The sequence below is a fragment of the Lientehia hominis genome, assembly GCF_021044755.1.
Classification (GTDB): Bacteria; Bacillota; Clostridia; order Lachnospirales; family Lachnospiraceae; genus Lientehia; species Lientehia hominis.
In genome coordinates this window covers 303,895-319,906 of the sequence record NZ_JAJNOR010000001.1, presented here as the reverse complement: position 1 = coordinate 319,906, position 16,012 = coordinate 303,895, and the positions used below count along the sequence as shown (strand labels likewise).

Genomic DNA, 16,012 nt, shown 5'->3' with positions numbered 1-16,012 from the left:
GCGTTATTCATAGATGCGGTCCTCATATTCGTTAAGGACCAGGGTGACGTTCATATTCCCGTTTCTGCACCGGATGCTGTCTAAAAAAGCCTTTTGGCTGATGTTCTGTTTCATTTGAATGCGGTATACCAGCTCGAATAAGGTCCCAAATTCTGTAGTACGGACACGGCGTATTTTCCAGGAATCTGTATATTCCTTTAAGATTTCATCAAAAAGCCCTTCGTAGTTCAAATCCTCAGGGATGGCGATTTTAAGCGTCATGGTTTCACTTTTGGGGACTCCGAAATGAGATTTTTCCAGTATCACCATGGCCAGGCACAGGACGAGGGCGAACAGCAGGGAGTAAGTGAGAAATCCCATGCCGGAGGCCAGCCCCACGGCTACGGTAAAAAATACATAGGCGATGTCCTTCGGATCGCCGGGAGCGCTCCGGAAACGCACCAGGGAAAAGGCGCCGGCCAGGGAAAAGGCCCTTGCCACATTGCTGCCGACCAGCAGAATTATGGTGGCGATGATGGCAGGTAGCATGATCAGGGTGATCGCAAAGGACGGGACATATCCGCTTTCTTTATGAGTGAAGATATAAATACAGCTGATGAAAAATCCGGTCAACAGGGCGCAGGCCAGGATGGCTGCGGTGGACGACAGAGTCAGACTGTCTCCGGCTACAGAAGAAAATATGTAATTCATAGGAACTCCTTTTCTTTGATTATATGAGATTGTTTATACATGACGCCATATTTGGAAAAGCTGGCGGAGCGGATATGAAGAGAAGAAAAAGCTTCCGCCAGCCAAAGGGGGGCAGTGCCGACCAGCTTGACTTCCATCAGGCAGGTGCCGGGGTCCAGAAGTTCCCGGGGGATGGTGGAATCTGATCTCAGATCCAGAGAATGGATACAGAAATCGAAGGTGATTCTAAAGTCTGGATCGGTTTTTCCAAAATAAGCGACCCTTTCATAGGAAATGGACGCTGCCGGCGACAGGGGATGACGTTCCATGAAGTATGAGATTTCATGGAGCACCTGTCCGTCCAGATATGCCGTGTCCTTGGGAGAATTATGATGATTCAGAAAGACGTCTGCTTCTGCCAGAGACAGGGACGCGCGCCGCTTTGTCACCACTCCCCCCACCTTTTTTTTCATTTCTAGAAATACAGGGGATTGCGGAGAATCAGGAAGCTGATAGCTTCTCAGCCTCAGCTTTTCTTTATAATAGGGTTTTGTGAGAGAGGTTCTGATGAGCCGATAATCGTCTGTGTCATAATAAATATTATAGATGGAATAGAAGGAACCGTCCGGACAATACTGGTCGTATTCCATATATGGCTCCATCCGATTCTTCAGTTCCTCGTACTGGCGGTCCGTCAGGAGGAACTTTTTTTCCATTCGTTTAAACGTTTTAATACTCATGGATATCATCCTTTCTGCAGTATTCTTTTCTGGAGACATTATAAAAAGGCAACCTTAAATTTGTCTGAAACCAGACTGAAATTTTCCTCGGAATTTCAGACTAATTTCAGCGTTTGCTTTTATTCTGATGGAAAGAGGAGTAAGAACTGTGGTATAAATAAAAGCGGAGGATATGAGAAACGGGAGGAAGAAATGCGAATTTTGATTGTAGAAGACGAGATCAGACTGGCCGAAGCTCTGGGACAGATCATGTGGGAGCACAAATATACGGCTGATATGGTATATAATGGAGAGGACGGATTGGACTATGCGATGAGCGGCATCTATGATGTAGTGATTCTGGATGTGATGCTGCCGAAGATGAACGGATTTGACGTGGTACGGGCCATGAGAAAGGAAAAGAATCGGACGCCTGTCCTGATGCTGACTGCCAGGTTTGAAACCAGCGACAAGGTAAAGGGGCTGGACTGCGGGGCAGATGACTATCTCACGAAGCCTTTTGAGACAGAGGAGCTCCTGGCCAGAGTCCGGGCTCTTTCCAGGAGGAAGGGAGAGGTTGTGGTGGAGCATCTTTCCTATGGCGATATATCGCTGAACCTGGATACTTATATGCTGGAATGCGGAGAAAAAAGCGTACATTTGGGAATGAAAGAGTTTGAAGTGTTGAGACTTCTTCTGTCCAATCCAAAATCTGTACTTCCAAAGGAGACCATCCTTTTGAAGATATGGGGGAGCGAGACGGATGCAGAAGACAATAATGTGGAAGTGTATATTTCTTTTTTGAGAAAGAAGTTAGCTTTTTTAGGCTCCAGGGCGAGTATCGGGACGGTACGAAAAATCGGATACCGAATGGAGGAACATATGCCATGATAAAAAAGCTGAAGCGGAAATTCATACTGATCAATATGATACTGGTTAGTATTGTGCTGGTCATTACTTTTGCGGTGGTATGCGCTGTGACCTTTGATCGTCTTTGCAGGGAGAGCTATGACGTCATGGAGCGCAGAGTAATGAGGGAGTTTCCGGGGCTTTCGGAAAACGCGGAAGACCGGTATGGAAAGAAAAGTATGCAGCTGGGGCCGGACCGGCCTTTTCTGATGACAGATGCAAAGGAAGGCGCGACGTTTGTGGTGAAGCTGGAGCAGGACGGCTCGGTGAAAGAGGTGATCGGAGAAAATCTGGTGATCGAAGATGAAGTTCTGGAGGATATTGTGGCGCTTTGTCTTTCGCAGGACAAAGAGCGGGGAGCCGTGAAAGGAATGGGGCTGCGTTATCTGAAATATTCGGATACAAACGGCACACAGATTGTCTTCATGGACAGAAGCGATGAGGTGTCCACAATGAAGAGTCTTATTTTCGTATCCCTGCTGGTTGGAATAGGAAGCCTGGCCGTATTTTTTGTCATCAGCGTTTGTCTGGCCGGCTGGGTGGTGGGGCCGGTCAAGGATTCCTGGGACCGGGAACGGCAGTTTGTGGCGGATGCCTCCCATGAGCTTAAAACGCCGCTGACAGTCATTCTGGCCAATACGGGTATTCTGCTGAGTCATAAGGAGGATTCCATAGCAGATCAGGAAAAATGGGTGGAGAATACCAGGACCGAAGCGGTCCGGATGAAGGATCTGGTCAACGATCTGCTGGAGCTGGCAAAGGCAGACGCGGGAACAGACAGACCGGTCTTTTCCAGATTAAATCTGAGTGATCTTGCATGGAGTGCCGCGCTGCCCTTTGAATCAGTGATGTTTGAACAGGGAAAAAAGCTTGAGACAGCCATTGAACCGGAGCTTTATGTGTCAGGAGACGAGGGGCGGCTGAGACAGCTGCTGGGGATTCTGCTGGATAACGCCTGTAAGTATGCGGAGGAAAGAGGAGTGATTACCTTGTCTCTTTTGGGAAACAAAGACAAGGTGAAGCTGTCGGTTCACAATACCGGCAGTTATATAGAAAAAGAACAGCTTCCCCATGTATTTGAACGCTTTTACCGGGAAGAAAAATCCAGGTCGAGAGACGCCGGAGGATATGGGCTCGGTCTGTCCATAGCCAGCAATATCGTGGAGAGTCATGCCGGAAGGATATCTGTACAGAGCGGGAAGGAGGAAGGCACCACTTTTCTTGCCACGCTGCCTCGTTTTAAACCGTGACTTAGGCCTTGCTTTTTCAGGAGTTTTTTGTTACAGTGTGTGTATGCAATTACTATCGGGCCCGGAGGCCTGCAATTTTTGAGAAAAGAGAGGACTATTAACTATGGCAAAAGAGTTTGAAGGCGGCTGTGCAGAGGATTGCGGTACCTGCGGCTGTGACTGCGGTCATGACCATATTCATGAGGGTGAGGATGGACAGATGACCGTCACTCTGACACTGGAAGACGATTCTCAGCTGGAATGTATCGTTCTGACGACCTTTGAGGCTGCTGGAAAGGATTATATCGCGCTGCTTCCTACGAATCCGCCGGAAGGAGAAGAGGGCGAAGTTTATCTGTACCGTTTTGTAACAGGAGAAAACGGTGAGCCTGACCTCCAGAATATTGAGGATGATGAAGAGTACGAAGCGGTGGCGGAAGCATTTGATGAAATTCTGGATTCCGCTGAATTTGACGAGATGGATGAAGAAGAATGATCATTGTGCATTGTCCATAAATAAAACCGGCGGAATATGTTCCGCCGGTTTTTTGGTCTCAATTTTGCCTGATCAGACGTTGAAACGGAACAAGATCACGTCGCCGTCTTTTACCACGTATTCTTTTCCTTCCAGCCCCACAAGTCCCTTTTCTTTTGCAGCAGCATAGCTTCCTGCATCCAAAAGGTCCTGATAATTGACGACCTCTGCGCGTATGAAGCCGCGTTCGAAATCCGTATGGATCTTTCCTGCGGCAGCAGGGGCCTTGGTCCCTTTCTTAATAGTCCAGGCTCTTGTCTCCTGTTCCCCTGCAGTCAGATAGCTAATCAGGCCGAGCAGCTTATAACTGGCCTTTATGAGCTTGTCCAGACCGGACTCTTTTAATCCCAGATCCTCCAGGAACATCTTCTTTTCATCGTCTTCCAGTTCAGCGATCTCCTGCTCTATCTGGGCGCAGATCACAAAGACTTCGCTGCCTTGTCCGGCGGCGAACTGGCGGACTTCCTTTACATAAGGATTGTTCTCTCCGTCATCGGCCAGATCGTCCTCAGCTACATTTGCGGCAAAGATAACCGGTTTTGCGGTCAAAAGGTTCAGGGAGTGTAAAAAAGCCTCCTCATCCTCATCGTCTGTTTCATAGGTAATGGCCAGATTTCCGTCTTCCAGGTGAGATTTCATGGACTTAAGGGCAGACAGCTCCTTTGCCAGAACTTTGTCGTTAAACGCTCCTTTAGAAGTCTTGGCAATCCGGCGTTCCAGAATCTCCAGGTCAGAGAAGATGAGCTCCAGATTTATGGTTTCAATATCCCTGAGCGGATCTATGCTCCCGTCCACATGGACAATATTGTCATTTTGAAAGCAGCGGATTACATGGACGATGGCATCCACCTCGCGGATGTTGGCCAAAAATTGATTGCCAAGTCCTTCTCCTTTGGACGCGCCCTTTACCAGGCCGGCGATATCCACAAACTCAATGACAGCAGGAGTTATCTTCCTGGAGGCGTACATACCGGCCAGAAGTCCGAGACGGAAGTCCGGCACGGCTACCACGCCGACATTGGGGTCTATGGTGCAGAACGGATAGTTGGCGGATTCGGCACCTGCTTTCGTCAGCGAATTGAATAAAGTGCTTTTCCCGACATTGGGCAAGCCTACGATACCTAATTTCATGGAAAACCTCCTAATAATATTGCAATTTTAACGTCAAACTCGTATAAGTGTATCACACTTTGAGAAAAAAGGAAAGCAGGTGGAGACTGTCGAAAAAGGCAGAAAAAGGCGTCTTAATCCATTTGATTTTTGGCGAAAAAAAGATTAAAATGGCTAATAGAAGCGAAGGAGGCCAGGAATGAAATAGAGGAATCAGAGGGGTTATGGATTTAAAAGAAAAAATAGAGCGAGTCAGATGCGAGCTGGGGGAGGCTATTGAGCGGAAGGATGCGCCTGACAGAATTCTGCACCTGAGTAGGAAGCTTGATTTGCTTATCGAACGGTACCTGGAGTATTCTGGAAAAAAGTAATGTATTATATGAAACATATACAAAAGAGGAAGAAGACTTGGAAACAAGTCTTTTTTATTTTGTATGAAAGCGTGTCCGAAAAAATTCATAATCCCTCTTGCTATTTCCCTCTAAATGGCTTAAAATAGTATCAAGTGGTTAAAAAGTGGGTTAAAATGGTGGAAAGTGGTAGATTTGTTTTGGTTAGGTGGCACAGATGATGAATCAGTTTATGGGTGAATACAATCATACGATGGACGCGAAGGGGCGTCTGATCGTTCCCGCCAGGTTTCGAGAAGCAGGAGGGGACAAGTTCATCGTGACCAAAGGTCTGGATGGATGCCTGTTTGTATTCACAGAAGAAAAATGGGATTCTGTCGTCTCCAGCATGGAAAATCTGCCCGTGACCCAGGGAAAAGCCAGAAAATTTGCCAGGTTCCTCATGGGCGGCGCCGGTGAGTGCGAGGTGGATAAGCAGGGGAGAATATTGATTCCCAATAACCTGAGAGCTTATGCACGTCTGGAAAAGGATGTAGTCTTAGTAGGCGTTGGAAGCCGGGTGGAGATCTGGAACCGTGATACATGGGAAGAGGCCAACGTATACGATGAGATTGAGGAAATCGCGGAAGATTTGGAAGAACTGAGGTTTTAACCATGGGATTTGAACACAGATCAGTGCTGTTGGACGAAACGATAGAATATTTGAACATCAGGCCAGCCGGAATTTATGTGGATGGCACACTGGGCGGAGGCGGACATGCCTTCGAAGTGTGCAGGAGACTGGGACCTGGCGGCAGGTACATAGGAATCGATCAGGATTCGGCTGCTATTGAAGCGGCCTCGGAGAGGCTCAGGCCTTTTGAAGAACAAGTGACCATTGTACGGAACAATTACGAGAATATGGATGCAGTACTAAAAGAGCTGGGAATCGGATGTGCGGACGGCATTTTGCTGGATTTGGGAGTTTCTTCCTATCAGCTGGATACTCTGGAGCGGGGATTTTCCTATAAAGAGGATACTGTGCTGGACATGCGGATGGATCAGCGTCAGGCGGTTACGGCAAAGGATATCGTGAACGATTACAGTGAATCCGATCTGTACCGGATTATCCGGGATTACGGAGAAGACAAATTCGCGCAAAATATTGCCAAACATATTGTGGCGGCGAGAGAAAAAGAAGAAATCCGCACCACCGGACAGCTGGTGGACATCATCAAAGCGGCGATACCGGCAAAGGTGAGGATGTCAGGCGGCCATCCGGCCAAGAAGACATTCCAGGCCATCCGGATCGAGCTCAATCATGAGCTGGATGTACTGAGCCGGTCCATTGACAGGATGATTTCACTTTTAAAGCCTGGGGGAAGATTTTGTATCATCACATTTCATTCCCTGGAAGACAGAATCGTAAAAAACGGATTTAGAAAAAATGAAAATCCCTGCACCTGTCCTCCGAATTTTCCCGTGTGTGTGTGCGGAAACAAGAGCAAAGGAAAAGTGATCACGAAGAAACCGGTTCTTCCCTGTGAGGAGGAGCTTTTAGATAACAGGCGGGCGAAAAGCGCCAAGCTTCGGGTTTTTGAGAGGGCATAGGCTCCATAAGGGCGGTCATGCCACGGGGAGGAATTAAAAAATGGCGGCAAACGGCAGACAGAAAAGAAGGAACGCGGACTCATACAGAGGACGTTCGGGCAGACAGTATGACAGAAAACCGTATCTGTATACGGAGATAGACGGAAATACAGCAAGACAGCTGGAAGAACAGGAATTTTACGTTCCCGATGACAGACGGGCGGAGGAAATCCGCAGATCCAGAAGAAACAGGGAAAAGGCGCTGCAGATGAGCCCTGCATATGTCATGTTCCTTACCATGGCTTGTGTGGCGGTACTTGCAGTCTGTGTGAATTATCTGAAGGTACAGGCTTCCATCAGAACCAGGATCACCAATATCGAGGAGATGGAGGCGAATCTGGAAGAACTTAAGGATACGAATGAGGCCACACAGTCCAGGATAGCAGTGGCTTCCGACATCCATCAGATATATAAGACAGCTACGGAAGAACTGGGTATGGTATATCCGGATGACAGCCAGGTGATCTATTACGACAGAACAGAAAGTGAGTACGTACAGCAATATGAAGACATCCCCAGAGAATAGACGCGGCCGGCAGGGCCGTCCCAAAAGGACTCCTAAGATTTTCCAAAAATATATGAAACAAAAGCTGGCGCTCACCTTTATCCTGGTGGCGCTGGTTTTATTTGGGCTGGCCATTGCCGTCGGCATTATCGGCAAACAAAAGGGAGGAGATTACGGAAGGACCGTTCTGGCACAGCAGACATATACGGCAGATACGATTCCGTTCAAACGAGGGGAGATCACGGACAGGAACGGTACGGTACTGGCCGCCAATGAGGCGGTATACAACCTGATTCTGGATCCTTCTGTGATCACGGCGGATGAGAACATCACCGGCCCTACCCTTGATGCTCTGGTGGAGTGCTATGGGTATGACAGGACAGAATTGGAAAAGCTGATAAATGAAAATCCCAATAAACGGTATATCCGGTATGAGAAGCGGATGAGTGAGGAAAAACGGGATAAATTCCTTGCAAAGGAAACGGAGATCAATGAAAATCTGAAGATCAAGGATAAGATAGATGGCGTCTGGTTTGAAACGGAATACAAGCGGATATATCCGTATTCATCTCTGGCCTGCGATCTGATCGGGTTCGCTTCAGAAGACGGTTCCCTGGGGAGCTACGGTATGGAACAGTATTATAATGATACACTGGCGGGAGTGCCCGGAAGGAGATATGGATCCATTAACGAGGACTCCGACGCAGAGCAGGTGACGCGGGACGCGGTGGACGGCAATACGGTGGTATCGACCATTGATGTAAATCTCCAGTCCATCGTAGAAAATCAGATTAAGCTGTTTAATGAAAAGATTGGTTCCAAGAATACGGCGGTGATCGTGATGAATCCCAATAACGGCGAGGTTCTGGCCATGGCTTCCTATCCGTATTTTGATTTGAATAATCCGTCTGATATGTCCGTGAGCGGTTATTATACTCAGGAGCAGATCGACGCCATGAGTGAGGATGAGCGGACTGATGCTCAAAATGAAATATGGAAGAATTTTATCACTCAGACCACCTACGAACCCGGCTCCACAGCGAAGCCGCTGACGATCGCGGCAGGACTGGAGGAGGGAAGCCTGAAGACAACGGATACTTATATGTGCGATGGCGGGGAGGATATTGCCGGAGGCGGCAGGATCAACTGCCATAAATTATCTGGTCATGGCCAGTTGGACGTAAAGGGGGCCATTGTGGAATCCTGTAACGACGCCCTGATGCATATCGGTTGGCAGATAGGGAAGGATACTTTCTGCAAATATCAGCCGATATTCGGATTGGGCGACCGGACAGGAATCGATCTTCCGGGAGAAGAATACGGTATTCTGAAAAACAAAGAAGACATGTCGGATATCGACTTGGCGACCAACTCCTTCGGTCAAAATTTCAATGTGACAGTGATTCAGATGGCCGCAGCGTATTGTTCCGTAATCAACGGAGGCAGTTATTATACCCCACATGTAGTTCGGGAGGTACTGAGTCCGGAAGGCTCAGTCGTGGAAAGCAAAGAAAAGACACTGGTCCGTGAGACGGTCAGCGAGAGTACCTCTGATTTTCTGAAGACAGCGATGCTGGCCATGGTGGATGAACAGACCACGTATTCTACGGTAGTGCCTGGATACGAGATCGGCGGAAAAACCGGCACGGCAGAGAAACAGCCCCGAAGTGAAGAAAAGTATGCGGTTTCTTTCTGCAGCTTTGTCCCGGCCAGCAATCCGGAATATTTTATGATGGTAGTGATCGACGAGCCGAATGTGGAGAATCAGTCGGCGGGCGGACATGCCACGACGCTGACCCACGATCTGTGGGTGGACATCCTTCCCTATCTGAATCTGTTCCCCACACGGAGCACCGGGGAAGAAGAAACGACTACGGAATCCCCTCTTCAGGAGCCGAATGGGACAGATGCACAGGGAGCGAACCCCGAGGGCGAGAATCCGGAAGGCGAAGATCCGGGAAACGGAGAGAATCCAGAGGGAGAGGTGCCCCAGGGAGAGCCGCGCGGGGACGAGAACGGATATGAGGAAGGAATGTTTCAGGACGGAGCCGAATAGGTTGTAATAAAAGCCTGGGAGGGAACCTCATGGTTCCAAACTATACCTTTCACCGCAGAAAAATATTGATCATGTTTGTAACATGTTTGGCAGGTTTTGGAATTTTAATGGGCAGGCTGGGATATCTGATGTTATTTCAGTCTGCTCATTATACGGCTTTGGCTCAGGAACTTCATGAACGGGAACGCTCCATCAAGGCGGCCAGAGGGCGGATTTACGATGCTAACGGCACCATCATCGCTGATAACAAGACCGTATGTACCATATCGGTGATCCATAATCAGATAACGGATGCTGAAGAAGTGATAGGGGTACTTTCTGAAAAACTGGAGGTTTCCGCGGATACAGTGAGGGAAAAGGTGGAAAAATACAGTTCCAGGGAGATTATTAAATCCAACGTGGATAAATCCGTTGGAGACGCCGTGCGGGCGTGTGATCTCGACGGGGTCAAGGTGGACGAGGATTACAAGCGTTATTATCCCTTTGGAAGCCTGGCTTCTAAGGTACTTGGATTTACAGGAGGAGATAATCAGGGAATTATCGGGCTGGAGGTCATGTATGAGGATTATCTGAAAGGTGAGAATGGGACCATTTTAACACAGACTGATGCCAGAGGCGTAGAGATTGATACGGCGGCGGAAAACCGGATCGAGCCGGTGGATGGGTGCAGTCTGTACCTGAGCCTTGATGTGAACATTCAAAAATATGCGGAGCAGGCGGCCCTTAAGGTCATGGAACAAAAGAATGCAAAAAAAGTATCCATGATCATCATGAACCCCCAAAACGGGGAGATCATGGCCATGGTCAACGTACCGGAATTTGACCTGAACGATCCGTTTACACTGAATTATCAAATGGATACGTCTGTGACTGACGAAGAATATCAGGACCTTCTCAATAAGATGTGGAGAAATTCCTGTATCAATGACACATATGAACCCGGCTCCACATTTAAGATCATAACGGCTGCGGCAGGCCTCGAAGAAAGGGTAGTATCCCTCACTGATAATTTTTATTGCCCCGGATATAAAATCGTGGAAGACAGAAGGATCCACTGCCATAAAGTTGCCGGACACGGAGCCGAGAATTTTCTCCAGGGAGCGATGAATTCCTGCAATCCGGTCTTTATTGAAGTAGGACTCCGGCTGGGAGTCACCAATACGTATAAATATTTTAACCAGTTCGGCCTGCTCGGCAGGACGGGAATCGACCTGCCGGGAGAAGCCGGGACTATTATGCACAAGCAGGACAATATGGGAGAAGTGGAGCTGGCGACAGTTTCCTTCGGCCAGTCATTCCAGATCACTCCGATGCAGCTCATCACTACGGCCAGCTCCATCATAAACGGCGGGACCAGGATAACCCCGCACTTCGGCGTGGAGGTACAAAACAGTGAGGAGACCGTCATTGAGAAGCTGTCCTATGACACTACGGAGCACATTGTATCCGAAGAGACCAGCGAGACCATGCGCTATATTTTGGAACAGGTGGTAGCGGAAGGCACCGGCCATAAGGCTTATCTGGAAGGATACAGAATCGGCGGCAAAACGGCGACCTCAGAGAAGCTGCCCAGGAGTGAGAACAAGTATATTTCCTCATTCATCGGTTTTGCACCTGCGGATAATCCACAGGTGATCGCTCTGATCACCATAGATGAACCGGAGGGAATCTATTACGGCGGCACCATCGCAGCGCCTGTGGTGGCAGATGTGTTTGACAATATCCTGCCGTATCTGGGGATTGAGCGGGAAGCCGTGACAGAGGAGGAAACTGCAGAAAATTAGCGGCTATTAGAGGTTGATTCTTCATGGAAAAAGTCTTATACTGTAACAGTTGAGGATTCATCATACAACATACAGACAAAGAATACAGGAGTGTCCATATGAAATATGCAGCAATTATTTCCGTATTGATTTCATTTGCCATCAGCGCGGTCTTGTGTCCGATCCTCATTCCCTTTCTGAGGAAGCTGAAATTCGGTCAGACTATCCGGGAGGAGGGACCGAAGGGCCACGCGAAAAAATCAGGCACGCCCACCATGGGCGGACTGGCGATAATCATCAGCATATCGGTCACCAGCCTGATTTTTGTAAAAGATTATCCGAAAATCATTCCAATCTTATTTACCACGGTGGGTTTTGGGATAGTAGGACTCCTGGATGATTTCATAAAAGTGGTCCTGAAGCGTTCTGAGGGCCTTAAACCATATCAAAAGCTGGCAGGGCAGCTGATAATCGCCGGTATTCTGTGCTATTATCTGATGACCTCTGATGTGGTATCGACAGCTATGATCATTCCTTTTACAGGGGGAAAGACCCTGGAGCTGGGCTGGTTCTTTATACCGGCGTTTTTTATCATCGTGCTGGGCACTGATAACGGCGTGAACCTGACGGACGGACTGGACGGACTCTGTACCAGTGTGACTATTCTGGTAGCTGTTTTCTTTACCATTGTGTCCATGGGGGAAAAGAGCGGGATCGATCCGATAACAGGGGCCGTGGTGGGCAGTCTTCTCGGCTTCCTGGTGTTTAACGCGTATCCGGCCAAGGTATTCATGGGTGACACCGGTTCCCTGGCCCTCGGCGGGTTCGTAGCGTCCACTGCGTTCATGCTTCAGATGCCGATCTTTATCCTTTTGGTGGGATTCATTTATTTTGTGGAAACGTTATCGGACATTCTGCAGGTGGCATATTTTAAAAAGACCCATGGCAAGAGACTGTTCCGTATGGCGCCCATTCACCATCATTTTGAATTGGGCGGATGGTCGGAGACGAGGATTGTGACGGTATTTTCCGCTGTGACTGCGATTCTTTGTCTGGTCGCTTATATGGCAATGTAGCGGAAAGGAAAAGAAATGGAAGAAAAGACAGGATATAAAAAAGTACTTGTGGCCGGAGGGGGCATCAGCGGGATCGGAGCCGCCAAAATGCTTTTGAAGACAGGGAAGCCCATCCTATTATACGATGGAAACGAGTTCCTTTCTAAGGATAAACTGGCCGCAGAATTTCCGAACGGTGAGATAGAGATTGTTCTTGGGGAGCTTCCTGATGAGACGGCAGAACGGGCGGAGGTATGCGTCATCAGCCCCGGCATTCCCATGAAGGCTCCTTTTGTGAAAAAACTCCGCGATGCCGGCGTTCCCATATGGGGCGAGATTGAAGCAGCATACCAGAATTCCAAAGGACGGCTGGCTGCCATTACGGGGACCAATGGAAAGACAACGACCACGGCTTTGGTGGGTGAGATTTTCAGCAGATATTATGCAAGCAGCTTCGTTGTGGGAAACATCGGCACGGCTTATACGGAAAAAGCCCTGGAGACTACGGAAGATTCCGTTACGGTGGCGGAGGTCAGCAGCTTTCAGCTGGAGACGATCATGGATTTCCGGCCTGATGTGAGCGCCATCCTGAATATTACCCCTGACCATCTGGACCGGCATGGGACTATGGAAGAATATATACGGGTCAAGGAGTTGGTGGCAAAGAACCAGGGACCTTCTGATACTTGTGTCCTGAACTATGAGGATGAGATTCTGAGAAAATTCGGCAGGGATATAAAAGCAAAGACCATCTATTTCAGCAGTAGACAGCGGGTTCCGGGAGGAATGTACCTGGAAGAGAATGAGATCATCAGTGAGCTGGACGGAGAGAAACGGGAGCTTGTGGTGCGGACAGAGGAGCTTCATATTCTGGGCGTCCACAATTATGAAAATGCGATGGCGGCGGCGGCCGTCTCGTTTGCAATGGGAGTTCCCATGGAGGTGATCCGGAAAGCTCTTAAGGAATTTCAGGCCGTGGAGCACCGGATAGAATTTGTGCTGGAAAAGGACGGGGTCGCATATTATAATGACTCCAAGGGTACCAATCCGGATGCGGCCATTCAGGGAATTCGCGCCATGTCTCGCCCCACTGTGCTGATCGCGGGAGGATACGACAAAGGATCTGTTTATGGAGAATGGATTCAGGCTTTTGACGGAAAGGTGAAAAAGATGGTCCTTCTGGGCCAGACTGCGGAGAAGATAGCTAAAGAAGCCAAAGCGTGCGGCTTTGCGGATTTCTGTTTCGCAGATTCTATGGAGGAAGCGGTCAAGATTGCAAAAGAAACGGCAGTTCCCGGTGATGCGGTACTTTTATCGCCTGCCTGTGCCAGCTGGGGAATGTTCAAGAACTATGAAGAGCGGGGAAGAGTTTTTAAGGAACTGGTCAGACAGTAACGGAACATTATTTGGAGTTGGAGAATGCAGATGGGCAATAAAAATGACGAATTAAGGAAAAAACGGAATAAACCTCAGCGATATTATGATTATGGCCTTTTGGCGGTCATTATCTTTTTATGCTGTTTTGGCCTCATCATGGTGTACAGCTCCAGCTCTTATGCGGCACAGATTAAGACAGGAGATTCTCTGTTCTATCTGAAGAAACAGGGCTTTGCTCTGATCCTCGGCATCATCTGCATGTTTCTGGTATCAAAGATCGATTATCATAAGTTTGCCAAGCTCGCGGTCCTGGCATACATATTGGCGATCGTACTCATGATCCTTGTGAATTTCACCCCTTTGGGTATTGAATACAATGGAAAAAAAAGGTGGTTTGGTTTTGGTTCCACATCCCTGTTCCAGGCAGCGGAGGCGGTGAAGGTGGCTCTGATTCTTTCCCTGGCCAGTCTGGTAAACAAATTTTCTAAGAAAATTGATATGTGGAAGGTGCAGCTTCTGATATTTGCCATTCAGGCGCCTCTCATTTATCTGGTGCTGGATAATAACCTGAGCAGCGGCATCATTCTCTTTGGTATTGTGTTCCTGGTCCTTTTCGTGGCCAGCAGAAAAAAGGCGAGGTTCATCATAGCTGTGGCGGCTGTGGCGGCGGCGGCGGTCTTTATCACCGTTTTTTCAGATAAGATCATTGAACTGCATATCCTGAAGGAATATCAGCTCGAACGTATCCTGGTATGGAAAAATCCCACGGCTTACGCCCTGGAGGGCGGGCATCAGGTGCTGCAGGGACTTTATGCCATTGGTTCCGGCGGGCTGTTCGGCAAAGGGCTTGGAGAGAGCATGCAGAAGCTGGGGTTCGTGCCGGAGGCTCAGAATGACATGATATTTTCCATTATCTGTGAGGAATTGGGACTGTTTGGCGCAATCTGTGTCATCCTGCTTTTCCTGTTCATGATCTGGCGTTTTGTGGTCATTGCCAACAATGCACCTGACCTGTTCGGCGCGATGCTGGTGGTGGGCATCATGTCCCATATAGCCCTGCAGGTGATCCTCAACATCGCCGTGGTCACTAATACCATTCCCAATACCGGTATTACCCTCCCGTTTATCAGTTACGGGGGTACTTCCGTGGTATTCCTCATGATGGAAATGGGAGCCGCCTTAAGCGTATCCAACAGCATTAAGTACGAAAGATGACGAGGGCGGCAGGATGAGGAAAGAAAACGGAAGTGGGAAAAGACCGGCAAAAAAGAGAAGGCACACACGACGGACCTTGGTTGTTCTCGGCACATCGGCTGCGCTTGCTTTAGGCGTCTTTCTGTTCGCGTGGACAACCAGGATAACGGAAGTGACGGTGACCGGCAGCAGACGTTATACAAATGAGGAACTGATCTCCATGATCTTCACGGAGGATAGGGACTGGAATACCATTTATGCGGTCTATCAGGACAAGTTCCGGGAGCATAAAGATATCCCGTTTATTGAGAAATACCATGTGAGCGTTACAGGCCTTCATTCCGCAAAGATTACGGTATATGAAAAAAGCCTGGCCGGCTGTATTGAATACATGGGAACGTACATGTATTTTGATAAGGACGGCATCATCGTTGAGAGTTCCAGTGAACGGACGCCGTCGGTGCCGCTGGTAACGGGACTGCGGTTCGAAAGCATCGTCATGTATGAGAAGCTCACAGTGGCAGATGAGGGAATCTTCGGGGAAATCCTGAATCTGTCCCAGCTCCTGGAACGATTTGAGATCCAGGTGGACAAGCTGAGCTTTGACAATTCGGGAAATGTGGATATTTATGTGGGAGGCATCCGTGTGGTACTGGGAAGCAATCAGTATATGGCTGAAAAAATTTCGGAATTCCACGATATGTATCCGCAGATATCCAGCCTTTCGGGAACTCTTTACCTCAACGAATATACTCCTGACGCTTTGAATCCTTCGTATCCGTTTATCCAGAACTGAGAAAAAACAGAGAAGGGAAGGAACTGGAAACATATGGAAATGACGGAGAATCGTTTGAGAAAATTAATGGATTTTTATGAAAGTAGTAGTTGATTATTTTGGAAAAATAACTTATG

16 protein-coding genes are annotated in these 16,012 nt (G+C 48.4%); 13 read left to right on the top strand and 3 right to left on the bottom strand.

From position 1 onward, the window contains the following. Positions 1-3 precede the first annotated feature (3 nt). Positions 4-690, bottom strand: a complete 687-nt coding sequence (locus LQE92_RS01455) for a DUF4956 domain-containing protein (protein ID WP_231061235.1) — start codon at positions 688-690, stop codon at positions 4-6. Continuing rightward, on the bottom strand, positions 687-1,409 hold the full coding sequence (locus LQE92_RS01450; RefSeq protein ID WP_231061234.1) for a polyphosphate polymerase domain-containing protein: 723 nt from the start codon (positions 1,407-1,409) through the stop codon (positions 687-689). The genes LQE92_RS01455 and LQE92_RS01450 overlap by 4 nt, the downstream gene beginning before the upstream one ends. Before the next feature lie 192 nt (positions 1,410-1,601). Here LQE92_RS01450 and LQE92_RS01445 point away from each other — a divergent pair, with 192 nt between their 5' ends. From LQE92_RS01445 to LQE92_RS01435, 3 genes are all read left to right on the top strand, one after another. Then, positions 1,602-2,279, top strand: coding sequence for a response regulator transcription factor (locus tag LQE92_RS01445; protein ID WP_231061233.1), 678 nt, complete (start codon positions 1,602-1,604; stop codon positions 2,277-2,279). After that, positions 2,276-3,547: a sensor histidine kinase gene (locus LQE92_RS01440; protein ID WP_231061232.1), complete on the top strand. Its 1,272-nt coding sequence runs from the start codon at positions 2,276-2,278 to the stop codon at positions 3,545-3,547. Before LQE92_RS01445 ends, LQE92_RS01440 begins: the two co-directional genes overlap by 4 nt. 199 nt (positions 3,548-3,746) lie before the next feature. Further along, positions 3,747-4,022, top strand: coding sequence for a DUF1292 domain-containing protein (locus LQE92_RS01435; protein WP_231061855.1), 276 nt, complete (start codon positions 3,747-3,749; stop codon positions 4,020-4,022). 72 nt (positions 4,023-4,094) lie between these two features. Here LQE92_RS01435 and ychF read toward each other — a convergent pair whose 3' ends face one another. Further along, positions 4,095-5,192 carry a redox-regulated ATPase YchF gene (ychF, locus tag LQE92_RS01430; protein ID WP_231061231.1) on the bottom strand — a complete coding sequence of 366 codons (1,098 nt, stop codon included), beginning with the start codon at positions 5,190-5,192 and terminating at the stop codon, positions 4,095-4,097. A gap of 203 nt (positions 5,193-5,395) precedes the next feature. Here ychF and LQE92_RS01425 point away from each other — a divergent pair, with 203 nt between their 5' ends. The 10 genes from LQE92_RS01425 (at position 5,396) to LQE92_RS01380 (ending at position 15,896) form a co-directional block, all read left to right on the top strand. Then, positions 5,396-5,542 (top strand): Spo0E family sporulation regulatory protein-aspartic acid phosphatase, encoded by a 147-nt coding sequence (locus tag LQE92_RS01425; RefSeq protein ID WP_231061230.1) that lies wholly within the window; start codon positions 5,396-5,398, stop codon positions 5,540-5,542. A 199-nt stretch (positions 5,543-5,741) separates the two neighbouring features. Continuing rightward, a complete protein-coding gene (mraZ, locus tag LQE92_RS01420) occupies positions 5,742-6,173 on the top strand; it encodes a division/cell wall cluster transcriptional repressor MraZ (RefSeq protein WP_334301388.1) in 432 nt (143 codons plus the stop codon). Positions 6,174-6,175: 2 nt separating this feature from the next. Then, complete coding sequence (gene rsmH, locus LQE92_RS01415) at positions 6,176-7,111, top strand: 16S rRNA (cytosine(1402)-N(4))-methyltransferase RsmH (protein ID WP_231061228.1); 936 nt, start codon at positions 6,176-6,178, stop codon at positions 7,109-7,111. Positions 7,112-7,151: 40 nt separating this feature from the next. After that, complete coding sequence (locus LQE92_RS01410; RefSeq protein WP_231061227.1) at positions 7,152-7,676, top strand: FtsB/FtsL family cell division protein; 525 nt, start codon at positions 7,152-7,154, stop codon at positions 7,674-7,676. 52 nt (positions 7,677-7,728) lie between these two features. Then, the gene (locus LQE92_RS01405; RefSeq protein WP_231061226.1) at positions 7,729-9,711 is read left to right on the top strand and encodes a peptidoglycan D,D-transpeptidase FtsI family protein; all 1,983 of its coding nucleotides are present in this window, start codon (positions 7,729-7,731) and stop codon (positions 9,709-9,711) included. 29 nt (positions 9,712-9,740) lie between these two features. Further along, positions 9,741-11,495, top strand: coding sequence for a peptidoglycan D,D-transpeptidase FtsI family protein (locus LQE92_RS01400; RefSeq protein WP_231061225.1), 1,755 nt, complete (start codon positions 9,741-9,743; stop codon positions 11,493-11,495). 98 nt (positions 11,496-11,593) lie between these two features. After that, entirely contained in the window at positions 11,594-12,550 is a 957-nt protein-coding gene (gene mraY / locus LQE92_RS01395; protein WP_231061224.1) for a phospho-N-acetylmuramoyl-pentapeptide-transferase, read from the top strand. A 15-nt stretch (positions 12,551-12,565) separates the two neighbouring features. Then, entirely contained in the window at positions 12,566-13,924 is a 1,359-nt protein-coding gene (gene murD, locus LQE92_RS01390) for a UDP-N-acetylmuramoyl-L-alanine--D-glutamate ligase (RefSeq protein WP_231061223.1), read from the top strand. A gap of 30 nt (positions 13,925-13,954) precedes the next feature. After that, a complete protein-coding gene (locus LQE92_RS01385; RefSeq protein ID WP_231061222.1) occupies positions 13,955-15,121 on the top strand; it encodes an FtsW/RodA/SpoVE family cell cycle protein in 1,167 nt (388 codons plus the stop codon). A gap of 13 nt (positions 15,122-15,134) precedes the next feature. Then, entirely contained in the window at positions 15,135-15,896 is a 762-nt protein-coding gene (locus tag LQE92_RS01380) for a cell division protein FtsQ/DivIB (RefSeq protein ID WP_231061221.1), read from the top strand. The last annotated feature ends 116 nt before the right edge of the window (positions 15,897-16,012 follow it).